We start from the raw sequence: 17,533 nt of genomic DNA, 5'->3' as shown, positions 1-17,533 counted from the left end.
CTTGGCAGGAAATTACCGGGACCAAGGCCTTCTCTCCTGACGTCTTCAGCCTCAAGAGCCGATAACGCAACAGGCCCACAAGGGGAGAAGGAAGAGCGTCACTTCAAGATCGCCCTGATCGCATCGAACGTGCGCTTCACGAAGACCTCCGGTTTCTCCCGCACACCTTCGCCGATCCAGCTTTCGCCGCCGACCCGCATCGCGCCGGTGGCGATCATGGCGACGAGCCGTGCCTTCAGCCTGTCCGATTTGGTTTTGGCGCGCTGCGAAAGCCCTTCGGCCAATGCGCGCTCGAGCTTCTCGTATTTGAGCTGATCGCGCGCTTGCAGCGCTGGATTGTCGCGCTTGAGCCGCGACATCGCCGCCGCCTCCGCCGGGTCGATCCGCTTGATCGCCCCCGCGATCGCATTCTCGGCCGCGGTCAGCATGGACTCGTTCGTGGGCCGCGCCACGATCTCGGCGACCAGCGCGGTTGCCGCGCCCTCCTGCCAGGCAGCGACCACATCCTCCTTGGACGCGAAATAATGGAAGAAGCTGCGGCGCGACACGTCCGCCGCGGTCGCGATGTCGTCGATGGTCGTGGCCTCGAAGCCACGCTCCAGGAACAGTGCCATCGCCGCGCGGGTCAACCGCTCGCGGGTCGCCTGCAGCTTGCGCTCGCGCAAGCCCAGGCCATCAGGGGATTTTGCCCCTGCTGCCAATGGCTTGGCGCCTTTCCTGGCTGATTTCCCGGCGGCCTTCGAAGCCTTCAATTATTTCACCTCTTGCAAACTTGCACTCAGTGCACATTTAGACCCGTCGCGGGGCTTTTCCAGCCCCGAACGGAGATATGGCATGACCGACTGGAGCACGGCAGACATCCCCTCTCTCAGCGGCAAGACCGCCGTCGTGACCGGGGCGACGGGCGGCCTCGGCTACGAGACGGCGATGGCGCTGGCGGGCGCCGGTGCCATTGTCATACTCACCGGACGCAACGACGCAAAGGGCCTGCGGGCGATCGAGGGCATTTGCGAGCGGTTTCCCAACGCATTGATCGCCTACGAGCATCTCGATCTCGCCAGTCTCGCCTCCGTCGCCGATTTTACCAGGCGCTTTGCCGCCAGCAACGAGCAGCTGGATCTCCTGATCAACAATGCCGGCGTGATGGCGCTGCCGAAGCGGCAGCAGACGGACGATGGTTTCGAGATGCAGCTCGGCACCAACTATCTCGGCCATTACGCGCTGACGGCACAGCTGTTGCCGCAGCTTCGTCGCGCGAAAGCGCCGCGCATCGTCAATCTGTCGAGCCTCGCGCACCGCTCCGGTGCGATCAATTTCGACGATCTGCAAGGCAAGCGTTCCTATCGCCCCTGGCGCGCCTATTGCCAGTCCAAGCTGGCGATGCTGATGTTTTCGCTGGAGCTGCAGCGCCGCAGCCTCGCCACCGGCTGGGGCCTGACGAGCCTCGGCGCCCATCCCGGCTACGCGCGGACCGATCTCATTCCGAACGGGCCGGGCGCGAACACTTTCCAGTCGCGCGTGAGCCGTTGGCTCCAGCCTTTCATCAGCCACTCCGCAGCCGAAGGCGCGCTGCCCACGCTGTTCGCGGCGACCTCGCCGGCTGCAGAGTCCGGTGGCTATTACGGTCCGAACTGGTTCTACGAATTGAAGGGGCCGCCTGCGCCGGCGAAGATCATGCCGCAGGCGAAGGATTTCGCCGCGGCCGCCATGCTGTGGGATGTCTCGGCGACGTTGACCGGTGTATCCTTCGACGAGATCGCGGTTGCCGCATGAGCCGCGGGCCGGTTGGGAACGTCACGATGCAAGTCATCATCTTCGGCGCGACCGGCATGGTCGGTCAGGGCGTATTGCGCGAATGCCTGATCGACACCGGCATCGACCGCGTGCTCGTGGTCGGCCGCAGCCCGACCGGAGTGCGAAACGCCAAGCTCACCGAAATCACGCACGGCGATTTCACCGACTACTCGGCGATCGAAGCGCAGCTCACGGGCTTCGATGCCTGCTTCTTCTGCCTCGGCGTCTCCTCGATCGGCATGAGCGAGGATCGCTATCGCCATCTCACCTACGATCTCACGCTCGCGGCGGCGACGACGCTCGCGAAGCTCAATCCGCAGATGACGTTCGTCTACGTCACCGGCGCCGGCACCGATTCCACCGAGCAGGGATCGCGGATGTGGGCGCGGGTCAAGGGCAAGACCGAAAACGATCTGCTCAAGTTGCCATTCCGGGGCGCCTACATGTTCCGGCCCGGGGCGATCCAGCCCCTGCACGGCGCCCGCTCCAAGACCGCCTGGGTGCAGGCCGTGTATGCCGCAACCGGGCCGCTCTGGTCGGCGCTGCGCCGGATCTCGCCGCGGCTGGTCACCTCGACCGAGCAGATGGGTCGCGCCATGATTCGTGTCGCCCGGGAGGGGTATCCGCGGAAGGTACTGGAGATGGAGGATATCAATAGCCTCTAGTCGGCTGGCCCGTTAGTTTCACGGAAATTTCCGCGTCCGCGCGCGTTGAGCCATATCAGTCCCCCGAGGAGAAATGCCGGCGATGTCTCCCCAGCTCAAACTGATCGCGCTCGATGCCGACGATCTCGCGGTGATCTCGACCCATGTGCAGGACGCCCGCGTCCAGGCCGCCGACATCATCTGGCGGCAGAGCGAGAAGCGGCTGGTGGTCGGGATGAGCCGGCTGGACTGGGAGCAGACTCTGGACGGCGAGGCCGAACCCCGCCGGCTGGTCGCCGCGCTCCGCTTCGACCGCGTGCTCGCCTGCAAATCGCGCAACATCGATCTCGGCGCGCCGGACGAGGTTCTGGACCTCGTCGGCATCGAGTTTCACCCCCAGGACGGCCGCGACCAGGAGCCCGGCGGCAGCGCCCTGCTGCTGTTCGCCCATGGCGGCGCCATCCGCCTCGACGTCGAATGTCTGGAGTGCGAGTTGACTGATCTGGGGGCGGACGAGCTGGGGGCGGGACTGGGCATCGAGGAGGAGGGGTGAGTTGACCGGTATACCAGTCAAGCCAGGTCGGGCCGCTGCCGGAACGGCATCTCCCGAGGGTTGACGCAGCTTCCCCGTCGCGCCATTGAGCAGGGGGTCGGGTGAGCCAATCCGCCCCAAAGACCAGCCGGAAGCCAAGCCAAAAATGCCCGTTCGTCTCGACCGCAGCAGCGCCGATTTTGACCAGCGATTCGCGGCCTTCCTCGCCGCCAAGCGCGAGGTCTCGGCCGACGTCGAGGCCGCCGTGCGCGTCATCGTCGACGACGTGGCCAGGCGGGGCGATGCGGCCCTGCTCGAGGCCACGGCAAAGTTCGACCGGCTGAAGCTGGATGCATCCGGCCTGCGCGTCACCGCCGCAGAGATCGAGGCGGCCGTAAAGGCCTGCGATGCCGCGACGCTGGATGCGCTCAAGCTCGCGCGCGACCGCATCGAGACCTATCACCGCCGCCAGCTTCCGAAGGACGAGCGCTTCACCGATCCGCTCGGCGTCGAGCTCGGCTGGCGCTATACCGCGATCGAATCCGCCGGCCTCTATGTACCCGGCGGTACCGCGGCCTATCCCTCCTCGGTGCTGATGAACGCGGTACCCGCGAAGGTCGCCGGCGTCGCGCGCCTCGTCATGGTGGTGCCGTCGCCGGACGGCAAGCTCAATCCGCTGGTGCTGGCGGCCGCTTCGCTCGGCGGTGTCAGCGAGATCTACCGCGTCGGCGGCGCGCAGGCCGTGGCGGCGCTCGCCCACGGCACCGCGACGATCGCGCCGGTCGCAAAGATCGTCGGCCCCGGCAACGCCTATGTCGCCGCAGCAAAACGGCTGGTGTTCGGCAAGGTCGGCATCGACATGATCGCCGGTCCCTCCGAGGTGCTGGTGATTGCCGATGACACCGGCAATGCCGACTGGATCGCCGCTGATCTGCTGGCGCAGGCCGAGCACGACGCCAGCGCGCAATCGATCCTGATCACGGATTCCGCGCGCCTGGCCGCCGATGTCGAAAAAGCCGTCGAAGCGCAGCTGAAGACATTGCCGCGCACAGCAATTGCCGGCGCCTCCTGGGCCGATTTCGGCGCCATCATCATGGTGAAGAATCTTGCCGATGCCATTCCGCTCGCGGATGCGATCGCGGCCGAGCATCTCGAGATCATGACTGATGATCCCGACGCGCTTGCCGCAAAGATCCGCAACGCCGGCGCGGTGTTCCTCGGGGCGCATACGCCGGAGGCGATCGGCGACTATGTCGGCGGCTCCAACCACGTGCTGCCGACGGCGCGCTCGGCGCGGTTCTCCTCAGGCCTCGGAGTTGCCGACTTCATGAAGCGCACCTCGATCCTGAAATGCGGCCCGGACCAGCTGCGTGCGCTCGGACCTGCCGCGATGACGCTCGGACAAGCGGAGGGGCTGGACGCTCATTCGCGCTCGATTGGATTGCGCCTCAATCTGTCATGACCCAGCCGCCCGAACAGGACGACACGACCAATCGCATCGTCGCGGTCACCCTCGACGAGGACTCGATCGGCCGTTCCGGGCCCGACATCGAGCATGAGCGCGCGATCGCGATCTACGATCTGATCGAGCAGAATCTGTTCGCGCCCGATGGCGCCGACGGGAAGGGGCCGTTCACGCTGCATATCGGCATCACCGGCAGCCGGCTGATGTTCGACATTCGCTGCGACGACGGCACGCCCGTGGTCGCGCATCTGTTGTCGTTGACGCCGTTCCGGCGGATCGTGAAGGACTATTTCATGATCTGCGACAGCTACTATCAGGCGATCCGGACAGCTACGCCGGACAAGATCGAGGCCATCGACATGGGCCGCCGCGGCATCCATGACGAGGGATCGCGCACGCTCCAGGAGCGGCTGAAGGGCAAGGTGCGGGTCGATTTCGAGACCTCGCGCCGGCTGTTCACGCTCATCACCGTCCTTCATTGGAAGGGCTAAGTGCGATGGCGGCGCCGCCACGCGCACGCGATCCGCAATCGGTGCTGTTCGCCTGCGCGATGAACAGCGTGCGCTCGCCGATGGCCGAGAGCCTGCTGCGGCACATGTTTCCACAAGGCCTCTACGTGAAGTCGGCCGGCGCCAGGAAAGGCGAGCTCGATCCCTTCGTGGTCGCCGTGATGGATGAGCTGGGGCAGGACATCTCCGCCCACAAGCCGCAGACCTTCGAGGAGCTGGAGGATTGGGAGGGGCTGAATTTCGACCTCATCATCACGCTCTCGCCCGAAGCGCACCACAAGGCGCTGGAGCTGACCCGCACGCTCGCCGCCGACGTCGAATACTGGCCGACGCAGGATCCCACCACGATCGAAGGCAGCCGCGACCAGAAGCTCGCCGCCTACCGCGAGGTCTGCGACCAGCTCCTGATGCGCATCCGCAGGCGTTTCGCGAAGGTCGGCGCGGCGAGCGGTTAGCCGTAACACCCGCGTCACAGACCGAGGGCACATGCATGTGGGACGCCTCGAATCAGTAAAGTCCGGGTTCCCGGGTTGTGAAATCAGCCCCCTTCCGATAGGTTCCGCGCGCAATTCACCCCCTGCTTCATCCCCCAATCACCTGATGCTCGGCCGCCCCAAATTCGTACTTGCCTCCGGTTCGCCGCGGCGCCTGTCGCTGCTCAACCAGGCCGGCATCGAGCCGGACGCGCTCCGGCCGGCCGACGTCGACGAGACGCCGAAGCGGGGCGAGCTGCCGCGCGCCTGCGCCAACCGTCTCGCAAGGGCCAAGGCCGATGCGGCGCTCAAATCAGTCCAGCTCGACGACGAGCTGCGCGGCGCCTTCATCCTCTCGGCCGACACGGTTGTGGCGGTCGGCCGCCGCATCCTGCCCAAGGCCAATCTGGTGGACGAGGCGGCGCAGTGCCTGCGGCTGCTGTCGGGCCGCAACCACCGCGTCTACACCGCGATCTGCCTGGTGACGCCGCGCGAGGCCTTCCGCCAGCGTCTGGTCGAGACCCGCGTCCGCTTCAAGCGCCTCTCCGAGGACGACATCCAGGCCTACATCGGCTCTGGCGAATGGCGCGGCAAGGCCGGCGGCTACGCCGTGCAGGGCATCGCCGGTTCCTTCGTGGTGAAGATGGTGGGGTCCTACAGCAACGTCGTCGGCCTGCCGCTCTACGAGACCACGACGCTGCTCGGCGGCGAGGGTTTTCCGATCCGCTTCGGCTGGCTCAACGCCACGGCGATCTAGCGCGCCGACAAAAATCTCGAAAACAACCCCATGCACAGTAGAATGGGCCGCCGGACCCGGCCCGCAGCGCCTGCGCGTCCGGGCGAGGAACCGCTTCGCCGACAGGCTCTTGAACGCCTTCACCCCGAGTAAGCTGCCGACATCATGGACGACCACGTCAAAAAGCCCGCCGGCCCGCTCAAAACCTGCCCGATCTGCGGCAAGCCGCAGTCGGAAGCCACCCGCCCGTTCTGCTCCTCGCGCTGCCGCGACGTCGACCTGAACCGCTGGCTGAAAGGCTCCTACGTCATTCCCGGCCGCGACGACGAGGCGGATGGCGAAGAATAACGAGTAATATCAATCTCTTAGTCAGGCGGTCGATTCTCCGTGAACCAGCCGCAGCAAGCCCGCCCCACCTTGTGCACAGGCGGGCCGCGCCCAGCGAAGCCACTTGGCGAAGCCGGGTGGACAGGCCGCTTCCAGCCCACTATAAACCGCCCGCTCGATGGGCCTTGGCCCCTCTTTGGAGCACGCCCAGGTAGCTCAGTTGGTAGAGCATGCGACTGAAAATCGCAGTGTCGGTGGTTCGATTCCGCCCCTGGGCACCATCCTGGTGCTTGCCCTCGTTCTCCGGCATCCGCTGACGCCAATTTCTCCGGCCTATTCCAGCAACGCCACGCATCGTGGCTGAGCGCGTACCTTGGTTCAGCGGGTGCGGTGCTGTTGACGATGCTCATTCATGGCTGCGCGCGCTTCATGGCGGAACGCAACGATGATTTCCGCACGCTCCAGGAGCCAAACCTCGTCGTCGTGGCCATCGCGGTCGCCGTTCTGATGACGTTCGTCCAGTGGTTGATCACCACGGGCGGATGACGAGACCGGCCGAATCAAGTTGCAGGATTCGGCGATGCAACTCCAATTGGCGCGTGATATCCTCGTCTCGGGGGATGGAATGGACTGTCCCTCCGCATCTGGAAGGACATGGCCATGACGTTGTCGTCACGCTTCGTTGCGCGTCCCGCTGTCGCATTCCCATCGATTGCACTGTTGCTGTGCGGCCTGAGCGGCACGGCAATGTCTCAACCGACGCCCACCGAGACCCAGCTTCCCAGCGTCACGGTCGACGCGCCGCGACAGGTGGCAAGGCCGCACAAGCCAACGCATCACGTGGCCGCCCGCAGCACCGGGTATCGGACATCGCCAACCACATCGACAGCCGCGGCGGTGCCGATGTCGGATGCCGCGAGGCTCGCCAAGCTCGAACGCGAAACGAGCAGCTGTGCCGGCGGTTGCCAATCGAGCTTCAAGACGGGAAATCAGCGCTGGGTCGGCTGCAACGCTTCGGGCGGCGTGTACTCCTTCACGTGCCGGAACGTCGGCAACTTCAAGACCTACGACGAGTGCAAGGAAGCCGGACGAGTCACCGGCTGGCGGTCGGGCGAGACCTCGGCCTATTGCAGCAGCTTGGCGTTGAAGTAGGGGCGGCTGGGGTTGAGGAGGCTCGTCGGCTAGGCCAGCCTCCTCCGATCGGACTGGGCACAGTCGCCCGCGCATCGATAATCACGGCGTGATCGCCGGTACCTATCATCGCACGCTGCGGTTCCGGTCGAAAACGCAACCAAGTCCAATAATGCTCAGTAGCGCTCCGTCAGAACTTCGAACCGACACCTCCATTGTTGATGCGAGAGCGATCCGGTGGGCAACCTGCAAACCCGCAAGACGAAGTCTGCCTTCTAATTCCCTTTGGGCCCGGGCGGTCCGATCGGGCCTGCAGGTCCGGCCGGCCCTGGAGGACCCGCTGGCCCGGGGAGGCCGCAATTCTGTATCACCACGTCTCTCGTATCTGATCCGGACGTGATCTTGACGATACAAGTGGATGGAAACTCCGGTCCAATCCACCGAAATCCTCCCGTCGACGTGCTCTCGACTTTCACGGTTTTGCTCGGACTGATCTTGATCTCCACGCTGGGCTCGCGGGGCCGTCTTACTCTTCCGACGATGACCAACTCGCCCTGCGATATGGTGGCGGTTGTTATGAATATTTCCGCATGCGCGCTTTCAGTCCACGCAATTGCAAAGCCGGCAATAAGAGCTCCAACGGTTCCAAAAGGCTTTGCGAACATCATGGGCCTCCCCGCTTCCCTCACCGATGGTTAGGAGACCAGCTTGGTGCGAAGGCGCCCGTACTCGGTGTCGGTTATGGAGCCCGATTTTTTGAGCTGATCGAGCTTGGAAAGCTCGTCGGCGACACTAAAGCCGACGATGTGCCGTAATTCCTCGCGCGCCCGCTGAGCCTGCTCAGCGCTGCGTTCCGCCATCCCCCTGCCTTGGGTGATGAGGTAAGCAAAGATGCCGAGGTAGGAGGTCAGAACAAGCGCAAGCACCCACAGTGCCTTACCCCATCCGGAAATGTCGTGGCGCCTGAACAGGTCGCCATAGATGACAATGAGCAGCCAGAACCAAACGACAAATGCGAATACAGCAATTATATCCATCAGAAAATTTCGATATGTGAATCCTTCCTGAGCGAAGAACATTGCGATCCCCTTATTGAGTTGCCGTTCTCGATCTCTTCTGTAGGCCAGTCGCACGGCCCGCTACGCGAAGGCTCAACGGCAGTACCGATGCGACACCCGGTGCGACCTTCCGCTGGACGAGCGGTACCAGCAGTTGCCGTTCCTCCAATAATATCGATGCCAATGCCGATGTCGCCGGTGGGCGCCCGCGATGGCTCCGGCCGTCGCCCCTATGGCAGCGCCGCGGCGACCACCAACAGCACCACCGATGACGGCACCTCGCAGCGCACTCTGAGAAAATAATTCGCTGGAAGGGACCATTCCTGCGAACGAGAGCAGGATGACGAACAGTGCAAGCTTTCGCATCGGGGGTCTTCCTTGATTGACCGCTTCTGCCATGCCGTGCCGCCGAATAGCTCCGAGCGGTGATTAGCGCCGCCGCGGAGCGGCATAGCGCGGGTTGATGCCGCAATATGCGTTCGTGCCAGAAGCAGAAGCCAGGCATTGCGAGCGGGTGGCGAACTGACAATTGCCCGGAAAGCCCCAATTGCGACCTCGCAGGCAGTATCGATCCGCCTCGACAGCTCGGACTGGCTCCAAAAAAGCAAGGAATACAGCGGCAGTGAGTAACTTCAGCATCGGAGCGACACGATGCATATCGATCTCCGTGGATGGATGGAGGTGAATATACTGGCGGAGCGAGGGGAATACCGCCAGTAAAAGCCCTTGCCAGACGCTGGGGCGTTTATTGATGCTACCTGGCGCGAAAAGCGCTCATGCTACTCAGGCTCGGAACCGCTTGTAGGTAAACGTAACAATTGCCATTGCGTGTCCTTGAATGCGGACCGCTGGCCGGATGACGTACGGCTTTCGGATATCGAGCCCCGTTTCGCCAGCCAGGATGCCGCGGAAGCATGGTTCGTAGAGAACGATCCTGTGGGAGTGGCGTTCGAATACGAGGTTCTCGAATGAACCGGATCGGCCGCGGGACTATCTACGCCATGTTAGTAGTCGTTGTGCTGCTGATCGTCTGGCAGATTCTCGCACCGCTTTGAAGGAGTGAGACGTCGTCGCGCGAGGCCAATGAACCTTGCATACTTGTAACGAGGCGGACACCGAAGCGCCTTCTGGGTGGCCAAATGCTGGCGGAATGTGAGGGCTTATAAAAGCCGACCCTGGCCCACGGAATTTACTCCGATGTTATTTCAAGCGGCGATTATTTGCCTGATCGTACTCAGCATTGGCGTTCTCGTCGCCCACGCGGTTGACGCTCTCAGAACGTAGTGAGCCCGCCAGCGTGAACCGGCGGGCCTCCACCTCGGTCTTCTCAGTTCACGCCCAGAGTCTGGCGTTGAAGTAGACGCGGCTGGGGTTGAGGAGGTTCGTCCGCTCGGCAGCCTCCTCCGATCGGACTGGGTACAGTCGCCCGCGCATCGATAATCACGGCGTGATCGCCGATACACATCATCGCACCGGCATGTCGCTTTCGCTCATGCGAGCTGCTCGCCTGCTTGCGTCGCTATCGCCCCGCCTTCGCCAAGCCGGCCAAACTCGCCGCCAGCTCATCGCTTCGGAACGGCTTCGTCAGCCGCGACAGTCCGGCGTGATGCCTTCGTTGTTGGCGTAGCCCGACACGACGAGGATCTGGAGCTCGGGATATTGATTGCGCAGCGCGAGGCCGAGGTCTGTTCCGCTCATGCCGGGCATCAAATGGTCGGTGACGAGCAGGTTCGGCCGCAGGCCTTCCCTGACGCGCTGAAGTGCATCCTCCGCCGAGACGGCTTCAACGACGTTGTAGCCGAGCTCGCCCAGCATCTCGGCGGTGCTCATGCGCACCAGCGGTTCGTCATCCACCAGCAGTGCGGTGCCGACGGGCTGTGGCCGCAGTTTTGATTGCGGGACGGCATCGATCGCGCCCGCGACGGCGTGGCTGACCGGCAGCCACAGCTCGACCGTCGTTCCCGCGCCCATGGCGCTCCTGATCGTCAGCGCGCCGCCGAGCTGTGACGCGAGGCCGTGGACCATCGAGAGGCCAAGACCGGTGCCTCGCCCGACGCCCTTGGTCGAGAAGAACGGTTCGACGGCGTGGGCCAGCGTGAACTCGTCCATGCCGATGCCGGTGTCGGCGACGGAGATGCAGACATAGGTGCCCGGTGCCAACTCGGAATTGTGAGAGTCTCCGACCGTCCGGGCCTTCGCCGAGATGCGCAACTTGCCGCCGTCGGGCATGGCATCCCTGGCGTTCACGCTGAGGTTCAGGATCGCCATCTCGATCTGGTTGGGATCGGCCATGGCCGCAGGAAGGTCTTCCGGCGTGTCCACCGTCACCTGGATCTGCGGTCCGGTCGTGCTCGAGATCAGGTCGCCCATCTCGGCAACGAGGAGACCGATGCTGACGGGAATGGCCTGAAGCGGTTGCCGGCGCGCGAAAGCAAGCAGGCGTTGAACCAGCGTCTTGGCGCGCTCGGCCGCCTGTGCTGCGCCGGCAATGAGGCGATGCTCGCGCTCGCCGCCGATGCCCTTGCGCTGAAACAGGTCGAGCAGGCCGACGATCGGCGTGAGCAGATTGTTGAAGTCGTGCGCGACGCCGCCCGTGAGCTGGCCCATGGCCTCCATCTTCTGGGCCTGGCGGAGCGCCTCCTCGGCCTGCGCGAGCCGCGCCTGCTCCTCCAGGCGATCCGTCACGTCGACCCCGGTCAGGAACGCGCCGATCCGCGTGCCGTCAGGAGCGCGTAGCGCCTCGAACTTCATCTCGTAGACGCGGCGGTCGAACCGGGGATCGCCGAACTCATCGATGTTGGTGAAGGCTTCGCCGGCCAGCGCCCGGCTCCAGATCGCGGTTGCCGCAGCGAGATGCTCGGGCCGGTCGGCCAGGAATTCGTGCAGGGAAGCGCCGATCTGCGGCCGCTTGCCGTAGATGCGCTGATAGGCATCGGCGCAGGACGTGTTGATCGCCAGCCAGCGATAATCGAGATCGAGCGCCTGGATCTGTCCGTCGGTGGTTTCCACGATCGTCGCCAGCAAATGACGCTCGGCGGTTCGTTCGGCGACGCGCTGCTCGAGGGTCGTGGTCAGCTCCCTGTATCGCGCTTCGCTCGCCCGCAGCCGCGTCTCGCCCAGCACGCGCTCCGTCGTCTCGGACACGATGCAGAGCACTCCGCCGGCCGAGCCGTCATCGTCCCGCACGGCCGAGTAGGAGACATCCCAGTAGCTGGTTTCGCCGTAGCCGTGGCGCTCGACGTAGAACGGACGATCCTTGGCGGCGAACGTCTTTCTGGTTCGGCGCACGCCTGATAGCAGCGGTTCGAGATCGTCCCACAGCTCGCCCCAGTTTTCGATCGCGGGGCGACCGAGGGCGCGGGGGTGATTGACGCCGATGCCCGGGGCGTAGGCGTCATTGTAGAGCGCGACGAAGTCAGGCCCCCAGAACAGGACGATCTGGGCTTGCGCGGCCAGCAGCATGCTGACCGTCGTTTTCAGCGCCTGAGACCAATCGCGGGGATTACCGAGCGGCGAATCCGACCAGTCGCGGGCGCTCATCATGGCGCCCAGCCCGCCGCCGTCAGCGAGGAAGTCCAGATCAGTTGACTGCCGAGCAGCTCTCTCAGACAGCACCGGATCCCCCGCTACGCGTGACATGGGCGTCCTTGCCCATTCGAGCCCGATTTCCAGGGCTCGTACTCAAGCTCACATAACACCCGGCGCACGCTCTGGTTCCGTTCCAGTCGATTCCCGCAGCCCTTGTGCTATTGCTGTTCCCCGCAACGATGCGAGGTTCCCATGCTCCCCATTCCCGCCGACATCTTCACCGAACAAGAGGACGTCTCGCCCGACGGCCTTGCCAATCTCGGTCCGCTCCGCCGGCTCGCAGGGAGCTGGCAGGCGGACAAGGGCATCGACATCAATCCGAAGGCGGAGGGGCCGGAGCGGCGGACCTTCATCGAGCACATCCGCATGGACCCGATCGATCCGCAGGCCAACGGGCCGCAGCTGTTTTACGGGCTGCGCTATCACATCCACATCAACACGCCCGAGGAAGACATCACCTTCCACGACCAGGTCGGCTACTGGCTGTGGGAGCCCGCGACCGGGCTGATCATGCAGACGCTCGCGATCCCGCGCGGACAGGTCCTGCTCGCCTCGGGCAAGGCCGGGCCGGATGACAGGAAGATATCGGTCACGGCGAAGCGCGGCGATACCGCTTACGGAATCTGCTCGACCGATTTCCTGGAACAGGCCTTCCGCACCGACTCCTATCGCTGCGACATCACCTTCAACGATGACGGAAGCTGGAGCTATCTGATCCAGACCGAGTTGTTCGTGCGCGGCGCGCCGTTCAATCATCACGACAGCAACACGCTCAAGCTCGTCGCGCCGCCCAAGCTCAATCCACTGGCGGTGATCGTGAAGGATCGCGCCGGGCGCGATGGATCAGGCGCCTGAAGCGGACCGGAGAATTGCATGAAGCCCTACGTCATTTGCCTGATGCACTCCAGCCTGGACGGCCGCACGCATCCCAGCCGCTGGCGGCCGAAGGGGGCGAGCACAGACTGGTTCGAGAAGATCCATGACGAGCTCGGCGGCGACGCCTGGGTGATCGGCCGCGTCACCGGCTCGGAGTTCGCCAAGGGCAAGCCCTATCCCGAAACGGCGGGCGAGACATTTCCCCGCCAAAGCTGGTTCGCGCGGCGCGATGCGAAAACCTACGGCGTCGTGCTCGATGCGCAGGGCAAGATCGGCTGGGGCCGGTCCGACATCGGCGGTGACCCGATCGTGGTGGTGCTGACCGAGGGCGTGCCGGATTCGCATCTGGCGGGGCTCCGCGGCGAGGGTGTGTCCTACATCTTCGCCGGCAAGTCCGAGATCGACCTGGCGCTGACGCTGGACATCCTCAATCGGGAGCTCGGGGTGAAGCGCCTGCTGGTGGAGGGCGGCGGCGTTGCCAATGGCGCCTTCCTGCGCGCCGGCCTCATCGACGAATTCAACCTGATCCTCAGCCCCGCGATCGATGGCGCCAGGGGCGCACCCTTCGTGTTCGATTCGACGGACGCGGACAGCGACAAGCGCGCGCCGCTCGCCGCGATGACGCTGGAGAGCACGCGCGACCTCGGCGGTGGCGTTCTGCTGCTGCGCTATCTGATCAAGAACGACCCGCAAGCGATGCCCAGGTAAGGCATCGGCATGGGACAATTGGAGCACATCGTCATCGTCGGTGCCGGCGCGGCCGGGCTGATGGCGGCGCGCGAGCTGGCACGTGCGGGCAGGACGGTCACGATCCTGGAGGCGCGCGAACGCTGCGGCGGACGCGTCCATCCACTGCCGGCGTCGGAGTTCGGCTACCCCGCCGATGGCGGCGCCGAATTCGTGCATGGCGAGGCGCCGGTCACGCGCAAGCTTGTGCGCGAGGCGGGACTGTCGCTGCAGGAGATCGAAGGCACCCAGTGGAGCTTTGACGGCACGAGGCTCTCGCGCGAACATCGTCACGATCCGCACGAGGCAGAGCTTCAAGCCGCGCTGGGGGCATTGACGGATGATCTCACGGTTGCCGATTTCCTGCGCCGTCATTTCGCCGAGCCCGAGTATGTTCAGCTGCGCTATTCGATCGAGCGCATGGTCGAGGGCTATGACGCCGCCGACCCCGAGCGCGCCTCGACGCTGGCGCTGCGCGAGGAATGGATGGACGGCGGGCATCACACCCAGGCGCGCATCGTCGGCGGCTACGGCGCGCTGATCGATTTTCTGGCGAGCGCGTGCCGCGGGCTTGGCGTGACGTTTCGCTTCGGCTGCGCGGTGTCAGCGATCGAGGAGACGGGCGGCGCGCTGGCCGTCCGCTGTGCCGGCGGCGACGTGCATGGCTGCGATCGCGCGGTCCTCACCGTGCCGCTGCCGTTGCTGCGCGAGATCGCGCTTCCGGAGCCCGCACGCGCGAAGGCTGCGGCAGCTGACGATATCGGCTTCGGCAGCGTGATAAAAATCCTGCTGCGGTTCGCGCGGCCGTGGTGGCGCGAGCGAAGCGAAGACCTTGCGGACATGACCTTCCTGCTGTCGGACCAGTCGATCCCGGTGTGGTGGACGCGGCATCCGGACCAGCATCCCGTGCTCACCGGCTGGTTCGGCGGGCCGCGAACGGCCGAGCTTGCGAAGCTCGATCGGCAAGGGCTGATCGATGCCGGGGTCGTTTCGCTTGCGGCGATCTTCGGCGTGTCGCGGGCCGACATCGCGCGCGATCTCGTGGCGGCTGCGGCGACCAACTGGCTGCACGATCCCTTCGCGCGCGGCGCCTATTCCTGGGCGACGCCGCGGACGCGCGAGGCCCAGGCGATCCTGGCGCGCGCCGACGGCCCGGTGCTGTTCTCAGGCGAAGCGCTCTATCGCGGCCGCGACATGGGGACGGTCGAGGCGGCGCTGGCGAGCGGGCTGGAGACGGCGGAGATGATTTTGCGGGGATGAAAAAAGGCCCGCACAAGGCGGGCCTGATCTCTCACCAGCGGCCGCCGCCGAAGCTGAACGTCACGCCGGGACCTCCGCCACCATAGTAGCCGTACGGTCCGCCGCCGTAATAGCCGTGGTGCCGCGGGTAATAGCCGTAGCTCCGGTCGTAGCTCCGGTAGTGCGGGCGATAGTAGCCGTGGTTGTGATGACGCCATTGGTGATGGCGATGGCCATGGTGGTGGTGCCTGTGCTGTGCGCTGATGTCGGTGGACTGGCCGGCTTGCGCGTTCTGCTTCACGCTGGCCTTGCCCGCCGCGTTGGCCGTGGATCCGCCGGCGAGCGCCGCAGCACCCACGGCCATCGCGACAAAGAGATACTTCATGTCATCACTCCAGTTGAGAAGTCGTGTGACAACAGATGGCTGTCCGGTGCGTTCCGGCCAGTCCGGGCGTCGAAACGACGCAGACGGAGTCCCGATCGACGTGTGAATGATGTGGCGCGATCTATTGTCGCATCGCTTCGAGCGAAGCGATCACGTCGGCGGCGGCGACGATGCGCGCGAATTCGCCGTTGAGATTCGACAGCGTCATCGCATGAATCTCTTCGGCCGAATGCTTGTCGCCATCCGGTCCGATCCGGTCGAAGGTCCAGGTCGCATCGCGCACGAGGCCCGCGTCGAAACCGAGATTGCCGGCCATCCGCGTCGTCGTCTCGACGCAATGATTGGTGGTGGCGCCGCAGATCACCAGCGTCGTGATGTTGCCTGCGCGCAGGCGCGTCTCGAGATCGGTGCCGATGAAGGCGCTGTTGACGCGCTTGACGATTACCGCCTCGCCCGGCGCTTCGCGCGCCTCGTCCTTGACCGCGTAGCCGGAGTTTTGCGGCAGGAACGACGAGGTCGGCTTGGTGCCCTCGTGGCGGATGTGGAAGATCGGCGCGCCGCGCTTCCTGAATGCGGCGAGCAGATCGGCGATGCGCGCCACCGCATCCGGATTGTTGCGCCGCTTGCCCGCCGCCTCCCATTCGTCGAACGCGCGCTGGACGTCGACGACGATGAGGGCGGGGAGGGGACTGGTCATGGGATGCGGCTTTCAGGCTTGCTTGCGACCTGAACTATGCGAGGCGATCGAGATAGCGCACAATGCCAATCTTCCCTCGTTTCGCGACGAAGGTCCGTAGCCCGGATGGAGCGAAGCGTAATCCGGGAAGGTCTGGCACCGAATTCGGGGCCCCGGATTACGCTTCGCTCCATCCGGGCTACGAGATCTTCTTTCACGGATGCGGATCGGGAAACCCGTGGCGTTCGGAGAGCGCGGCGAGGATTGCGTCCTTGTCCGCGATGAAGGCGCGGCCCTGGTGGCTGCCGGTCTGGTGCGGCGACGTCGTCCCGTCGGCCAGCACGAGCAGCGGCAGCGACTGGTTCTCCTCGCCGACCAGCGCGATCACCGGCAGCCTTGGGCGCGGCCATGCGATGCGCTCGACGTCGAGCTGTTCGGCGACCTGCGGAAACGAGGCGAGCACGCCCTCGATCAGCGCGCAATGCCAGCAATAGAAGCGCTGACCCGGAAAGGCGGGGTCCTCGAAACCAGGGCGCAGCAGAAACAGGCGGTCGCGCGTCATGAATCGCTCCAAAGCATGGCGCGATCATACATGCCGGCAGCAGCGGGCGATGCCGTTACTTGAACGGGTCCTGGATCGACGGCGACGATTGCCGGATGCGGCGCACGCTCACCGGCTTGCCGTCGGAGACGAACAGCAGCTCGTATCGGCGGCCCTCGCTGTCGGTCGCCGTGCAGGTGACGTCCGTGACCTTCCTTGCGGCGAAATTGCCGGTCTGGCGGCAGACGCCGGTCGAGGTCTGCTCGGCCGGCACCGGCAGGCCGTCGACCTTGGGGCGGTCCTTGGAATTGAGCAGCATGCGGTCGATTCGCAGCTCGTAGGAATTGTCGTCCGCGCGCTGGCCGTTCTCGCCGGAGAACGACACGACGTGGTTGGCGTCGGAGGGATCGTCGACGGCGACCGCGAAATTGACCCGGCCCTTGTCGCCATGGGCGTAAGCCACCGTCTTGCACGCGAAGGTGCGCCCCGCGACCTTCAGCGTCTTGCAGTGGCCCGACATCAGCGCCAGCAGGTCGATGAAGGCGTTTTGCGCCGGCGGGTTGTTGATGGGGATGGGCGCGGAAGACTCGGCAAAACAAGGGCTTGCGAGAATCGCGAGGGCCGCGGCGAGGACCGGTCGGCGGAGGCGCATCATCAGGCTCGTATGCCAGGGGGCCACGGCGGCGGGAAAGTTCCGCTCAACAACGAGCGAACCACAAATTGGTTGCGAACCCGTTTGTTCAGCTAAACCCGACTGGAATACCACCGCACCACCCATCGGCGATTCACCCGATCGCCCCATCCCGTCCTAGCAGGCCACTTGCTGCCAGACC

20 protein-coding genes, 1 tRNA gene and 1 pseudogene are annotated in these 17,533 nt (G+C 64.9%); 14 read left to right on the top strand and 8 right to left on the bottom strand.

Going from position 1 to position 17,533, the window contains the following annotated elements:
- Positions 1–98: 98 nt before the first annotated feature.
- Positions 99–752, bottom strand: coding sequence for a TetR/AcrR family transcriptional regulator (locus AC5ZFO_RS04170; RefSeq protein WP_282519760.1), 654 nt, complete (start codon positions 750–752; stop codon positions 99–101).
- An 82-nt stretch (positions 753–834) separates the two neighbouring features.
- On the opposite strand from AC5ZFO_RS04170, the gene AC5ZFO_RS04165 reads away from it, so the two are divergent.
- The 11 genes from AC5ZFO_RS04165 (at position 835) to AC5ZFO_RS04115 (ending at position 7,632) form a co-directional block, all read left to right on the top strand.
- On the top strand, positions 835–1,773 hold the full coding sequence (locus AC5ZFO_RS04165) for an SDR family oxidoreductase (protein WP_282519761.1): 939 nt from the start codon (positions 835–837) through the stop codon (positions 1,771–1,773).
- 26 nt (positions 1,774–1,799) lie between these two features.
- On the top strand, positions 1,800–2,459 hold the full coding sequence (locus AC5ZFO_RS04160) for an NAD(P)H-binding protein (RefSeq protein WP_282519762.1): 660 nt from the start codon (positions 1,800–1,802) through the stop codon (positions 2,457–2,459).
- 82 nt (positions 2,460–2,541) lie between these two features.
- Positions 2,542–2,991, top strand: coding sequence for a DUF2948 family protein (locus AC5ZFO_RS04155; RefSeq protein WP_282519763.1), 450 nt, complete (start codon positions 2,542–2,544; stop codon positions 2,989–2,991).
- A 145-nt stretch (positions 2,992–3,136) separates the two neighbouring features.
- A complete protein-coding gene (hisD, locus tag AC5ZFO_RS04150; protein WP_496121451.1) occupies positions 3,137–4,432 on the top strand; it encodes a histidinol dehydrogenase in 1,296 nt (431 codons plus the stop codon).
- The gene (locus AC5ZFO_RS04145) at positions 4,429–4,926 is read left to right on the top strand and encodes a UPF0262 family protein (RefSeq protein WP_282519765.1); all 498 of its coding nucleotides are present in this window, start codon (positions 4,429–4,431) and stop codon (positions 4,924–4,926) included. The genes hisD and AC5ZFO_RS04145 overlap by 4 nt, the downstream gene beginning before the upstream one ends.
- A gap of 5 nt (positions 4,927–4,931) precedes the next feature.
- Positions 4,932–5,399, top strand: a complete 468-nt coding sequence (locus AC5ZFO_RS04140) for an arsenate-mycothiol transferase ArsC (RefSeq protein WP_028151427.1) — start codon at positions 4,932–4,934, stop codon at positions 5,397–5,399.
- A gap of 145 nt (positions 5,400–5,544) precedes the next feature.
- Positions 5,545–6,174, top strand: coding sequence for a Maf-like protein (locus AC5ZFO_RS04135; protein ID WP_028151428.1), 630 nt, complete (start codon positions 5,545–5,547; stop codon positions 6,172–6,174).
- 144 nt (positions 6,175–6,318) lie between these two features.
- On the top strand, positions 6,319–6,501 hold the full coding sequence (gene yacG / locus AC5ZFO_RS04130; RefSeq protein WP_028151429.1) for a DNA gyrase inhibitor YacG: 183 nt from the start codon (positions 6,319–6,321) through the stop codon (positions 6,499–6,501).
- A gap of 184 nt (positions 6,502–6,685) precedes the next feature.
- Positions 6,686–6,761: transfer RNA gene (locus AC5ZFO_RS04125), tRNA-Phe, on the top strand.
- A 115-nt stretch (positions 6,762–6,876) separates the two neighbouring features.
- Positions 6,877–7,026: a hypothetical protein gene (locus tag AC5ZFO_RS04120; protein WP_282519766.1), complete on the top strand. Its 150-nt coding sequence runs from the start codon at positions 6,877–6,879 to the stop codon at positions 7,024–7,026.
- Positions 7,027–7,140: 114 nt separating this feature from the next.
- Positions 7,141–7,632, top strand: a complete 492-nt coding sequence (locus tag AC5ZFO_RS04115; protein ID WP_496121447.1) for a hypothetical protein — start codon at positions 7,141–7,143, stop codon at positions 7,630–7,632.
- Between the two features lie 674 nt (positions 7,633–8,306).
- On the opposite strand, the gene AC5ZFO_RS04110 is transcribed toward AC5ZFO_RS04115, so the two are convergent.
- From AC5ZFO_RS04110 to AC5ZFO_RS04100, 3 genes and pseudogenes are all read right to left on the bottom strand, one after another.
- The gene (locus AC5ZFO_RS04110; RefSeq protein WP_028147401.1) at positions 8,307–8,690 is read right to left on the bottom strand and encodes a PLDc N-terminal domain-containing protein; all 384 of its coding nucleotides are present in this window, start codon (positions 8,688–8,690) and stop codon (positions 8,307–8,309) included.
- Between the two features lie 408 nt (positions 8,691–9,098).
- Positions 9,099–9,326 carry a DUF3551 domain-containing protein gene (locus AC5ZFO_RS04105; protein ID WP_496121445.1) on the bottom strand — a complete coding sequence of 76 codons (228 nt, stop codon included), beginning with the start codon at positions 9,324–9,326 and terminating at the stop codon, positions 9,099–9,101.
- Between the two features lie 862 nt (positions 9,327–10,188).
- Positions 10,189–12,308: pseudogene (locus AC5ZFO_RS04100) on the bottom strand (hybrid sensor histidine kinase/response regulator).
- Positions 12,309–12,449: 141 nt separating this feature from the next.
- Here AC5ZFO_RS04100 and AC5ZFO_RS04095 point away from each other — a divergent pair.
- Genes AC5ZFO_RS04095 through AC5ZFO_RS04085 form a run of 3 tightly spaced genes read left to right on the top strand, consistent with a single transcriptional unit; the run spans position 12,450 to position 15,119 of the window.
- Positions 12,450–13,112 (top strand): FABP family protein, encoded by a 663-nt coding sequence (locus AC5ZFO_RS04095; RefSeq protein ID WP_282519770.1) that lies wholly within the window; start codon positions 12,450–12,452, stop codon positions 13,110–13,112.
- 18 nt (positions 13,113–13,130) lie between these two features.
- Positions 13,131–13,841, top strand: a complete 711-nt coding sequence (locus AC5ZFO_RS04090) for a RibD family protein (RefSeq protein ID WP_282519771.1) — start codon at positions 13,131–13,133, stop codon at positions 13,839–13,841.
- A 9-nt stretch (positions 13,842–13,850) separates the two neighbouring features.
- Positions 13,851–15,119, top strand: coding sequence for a flavin monoamine oxidase family protein (locus AC5ZFO_RS04085; protein WP_282519772.1), 1,269 nt, complete (start codon positions 13,851–13,853; stop codon positions 15,117–15,119).
- A gap of 31 nt (positions 15,120–15,150) precedes the next feature.
- On the opposite strand, the gene AC5ZFO_RS04080 is transcribed toward AC5ZFO_RS04085, so the two are convergent.
- From AC5ZFO_RS04080 to AC5ZFO_RS04065, 4 genes are all read right to left on the bottom strand, one after another.
- Positions 15,151–15,483 (bottom strand): hypothetical protein, encoded by a 333-nt coding sequence (locus AC5ZFO_RS04080; protein ID WP_496121442.1) that lies wholly within the window; start codon positions 15,481–15,483, stop codon positions 15,151–15,153.
- Positions 15,484–15,604: 121 nt separating this feature from the next.
- Positions 15,605–16,180 carry a cysteine hydrolase family protein gene (locus AC5ZFO_RS04075; RefSeq protein WP_282519774.1) on the bottom strand — a complete coding sequence of 192 codons (576 nt, stop codon included), beginning with the start codon at positions 16,178–16,180 and terminating at the stop codon, positions 15,605–15,607.
- Positions 16,181–16,373: 193 nt separating this feature from the next.
- On the bottom strand, positions 16,374–16,721 hold the full coding sequence (locus AC5ZFO_RS04070; protein WP_282519775.1) for a DUF3088 domain-containing protein: 348 nt from the start codon (positions 16,719–16,721) through the stop codon (positions 16,374–16,376).
- 55 nt (positions 16,722–16,776) lie between these two features.
- The gene (locus AC5ZFO_RS04065) at positions 16,777–17,352 is read right to left on the bottom strand and encodes a hypothetical protein (RefSeq protein WP_282519776.1); all 576 of its coding nucleotides are present in this window, start codon (positions 17,350–17,352) and stop codon (positions 16,777–16,779) included.
- Between the last annotated feature and the right edge of the window lie 181 nt (positions 17,353–17,533).

The sequence above is a fragment of the Bradyrhizobium sp. Unk1 genome, assembly GCF_059512345.1.
Note: the sequence above shows the minus strand (reverse complement) of the source record. Positions and strands in the feature narration are given on the sequence as shown.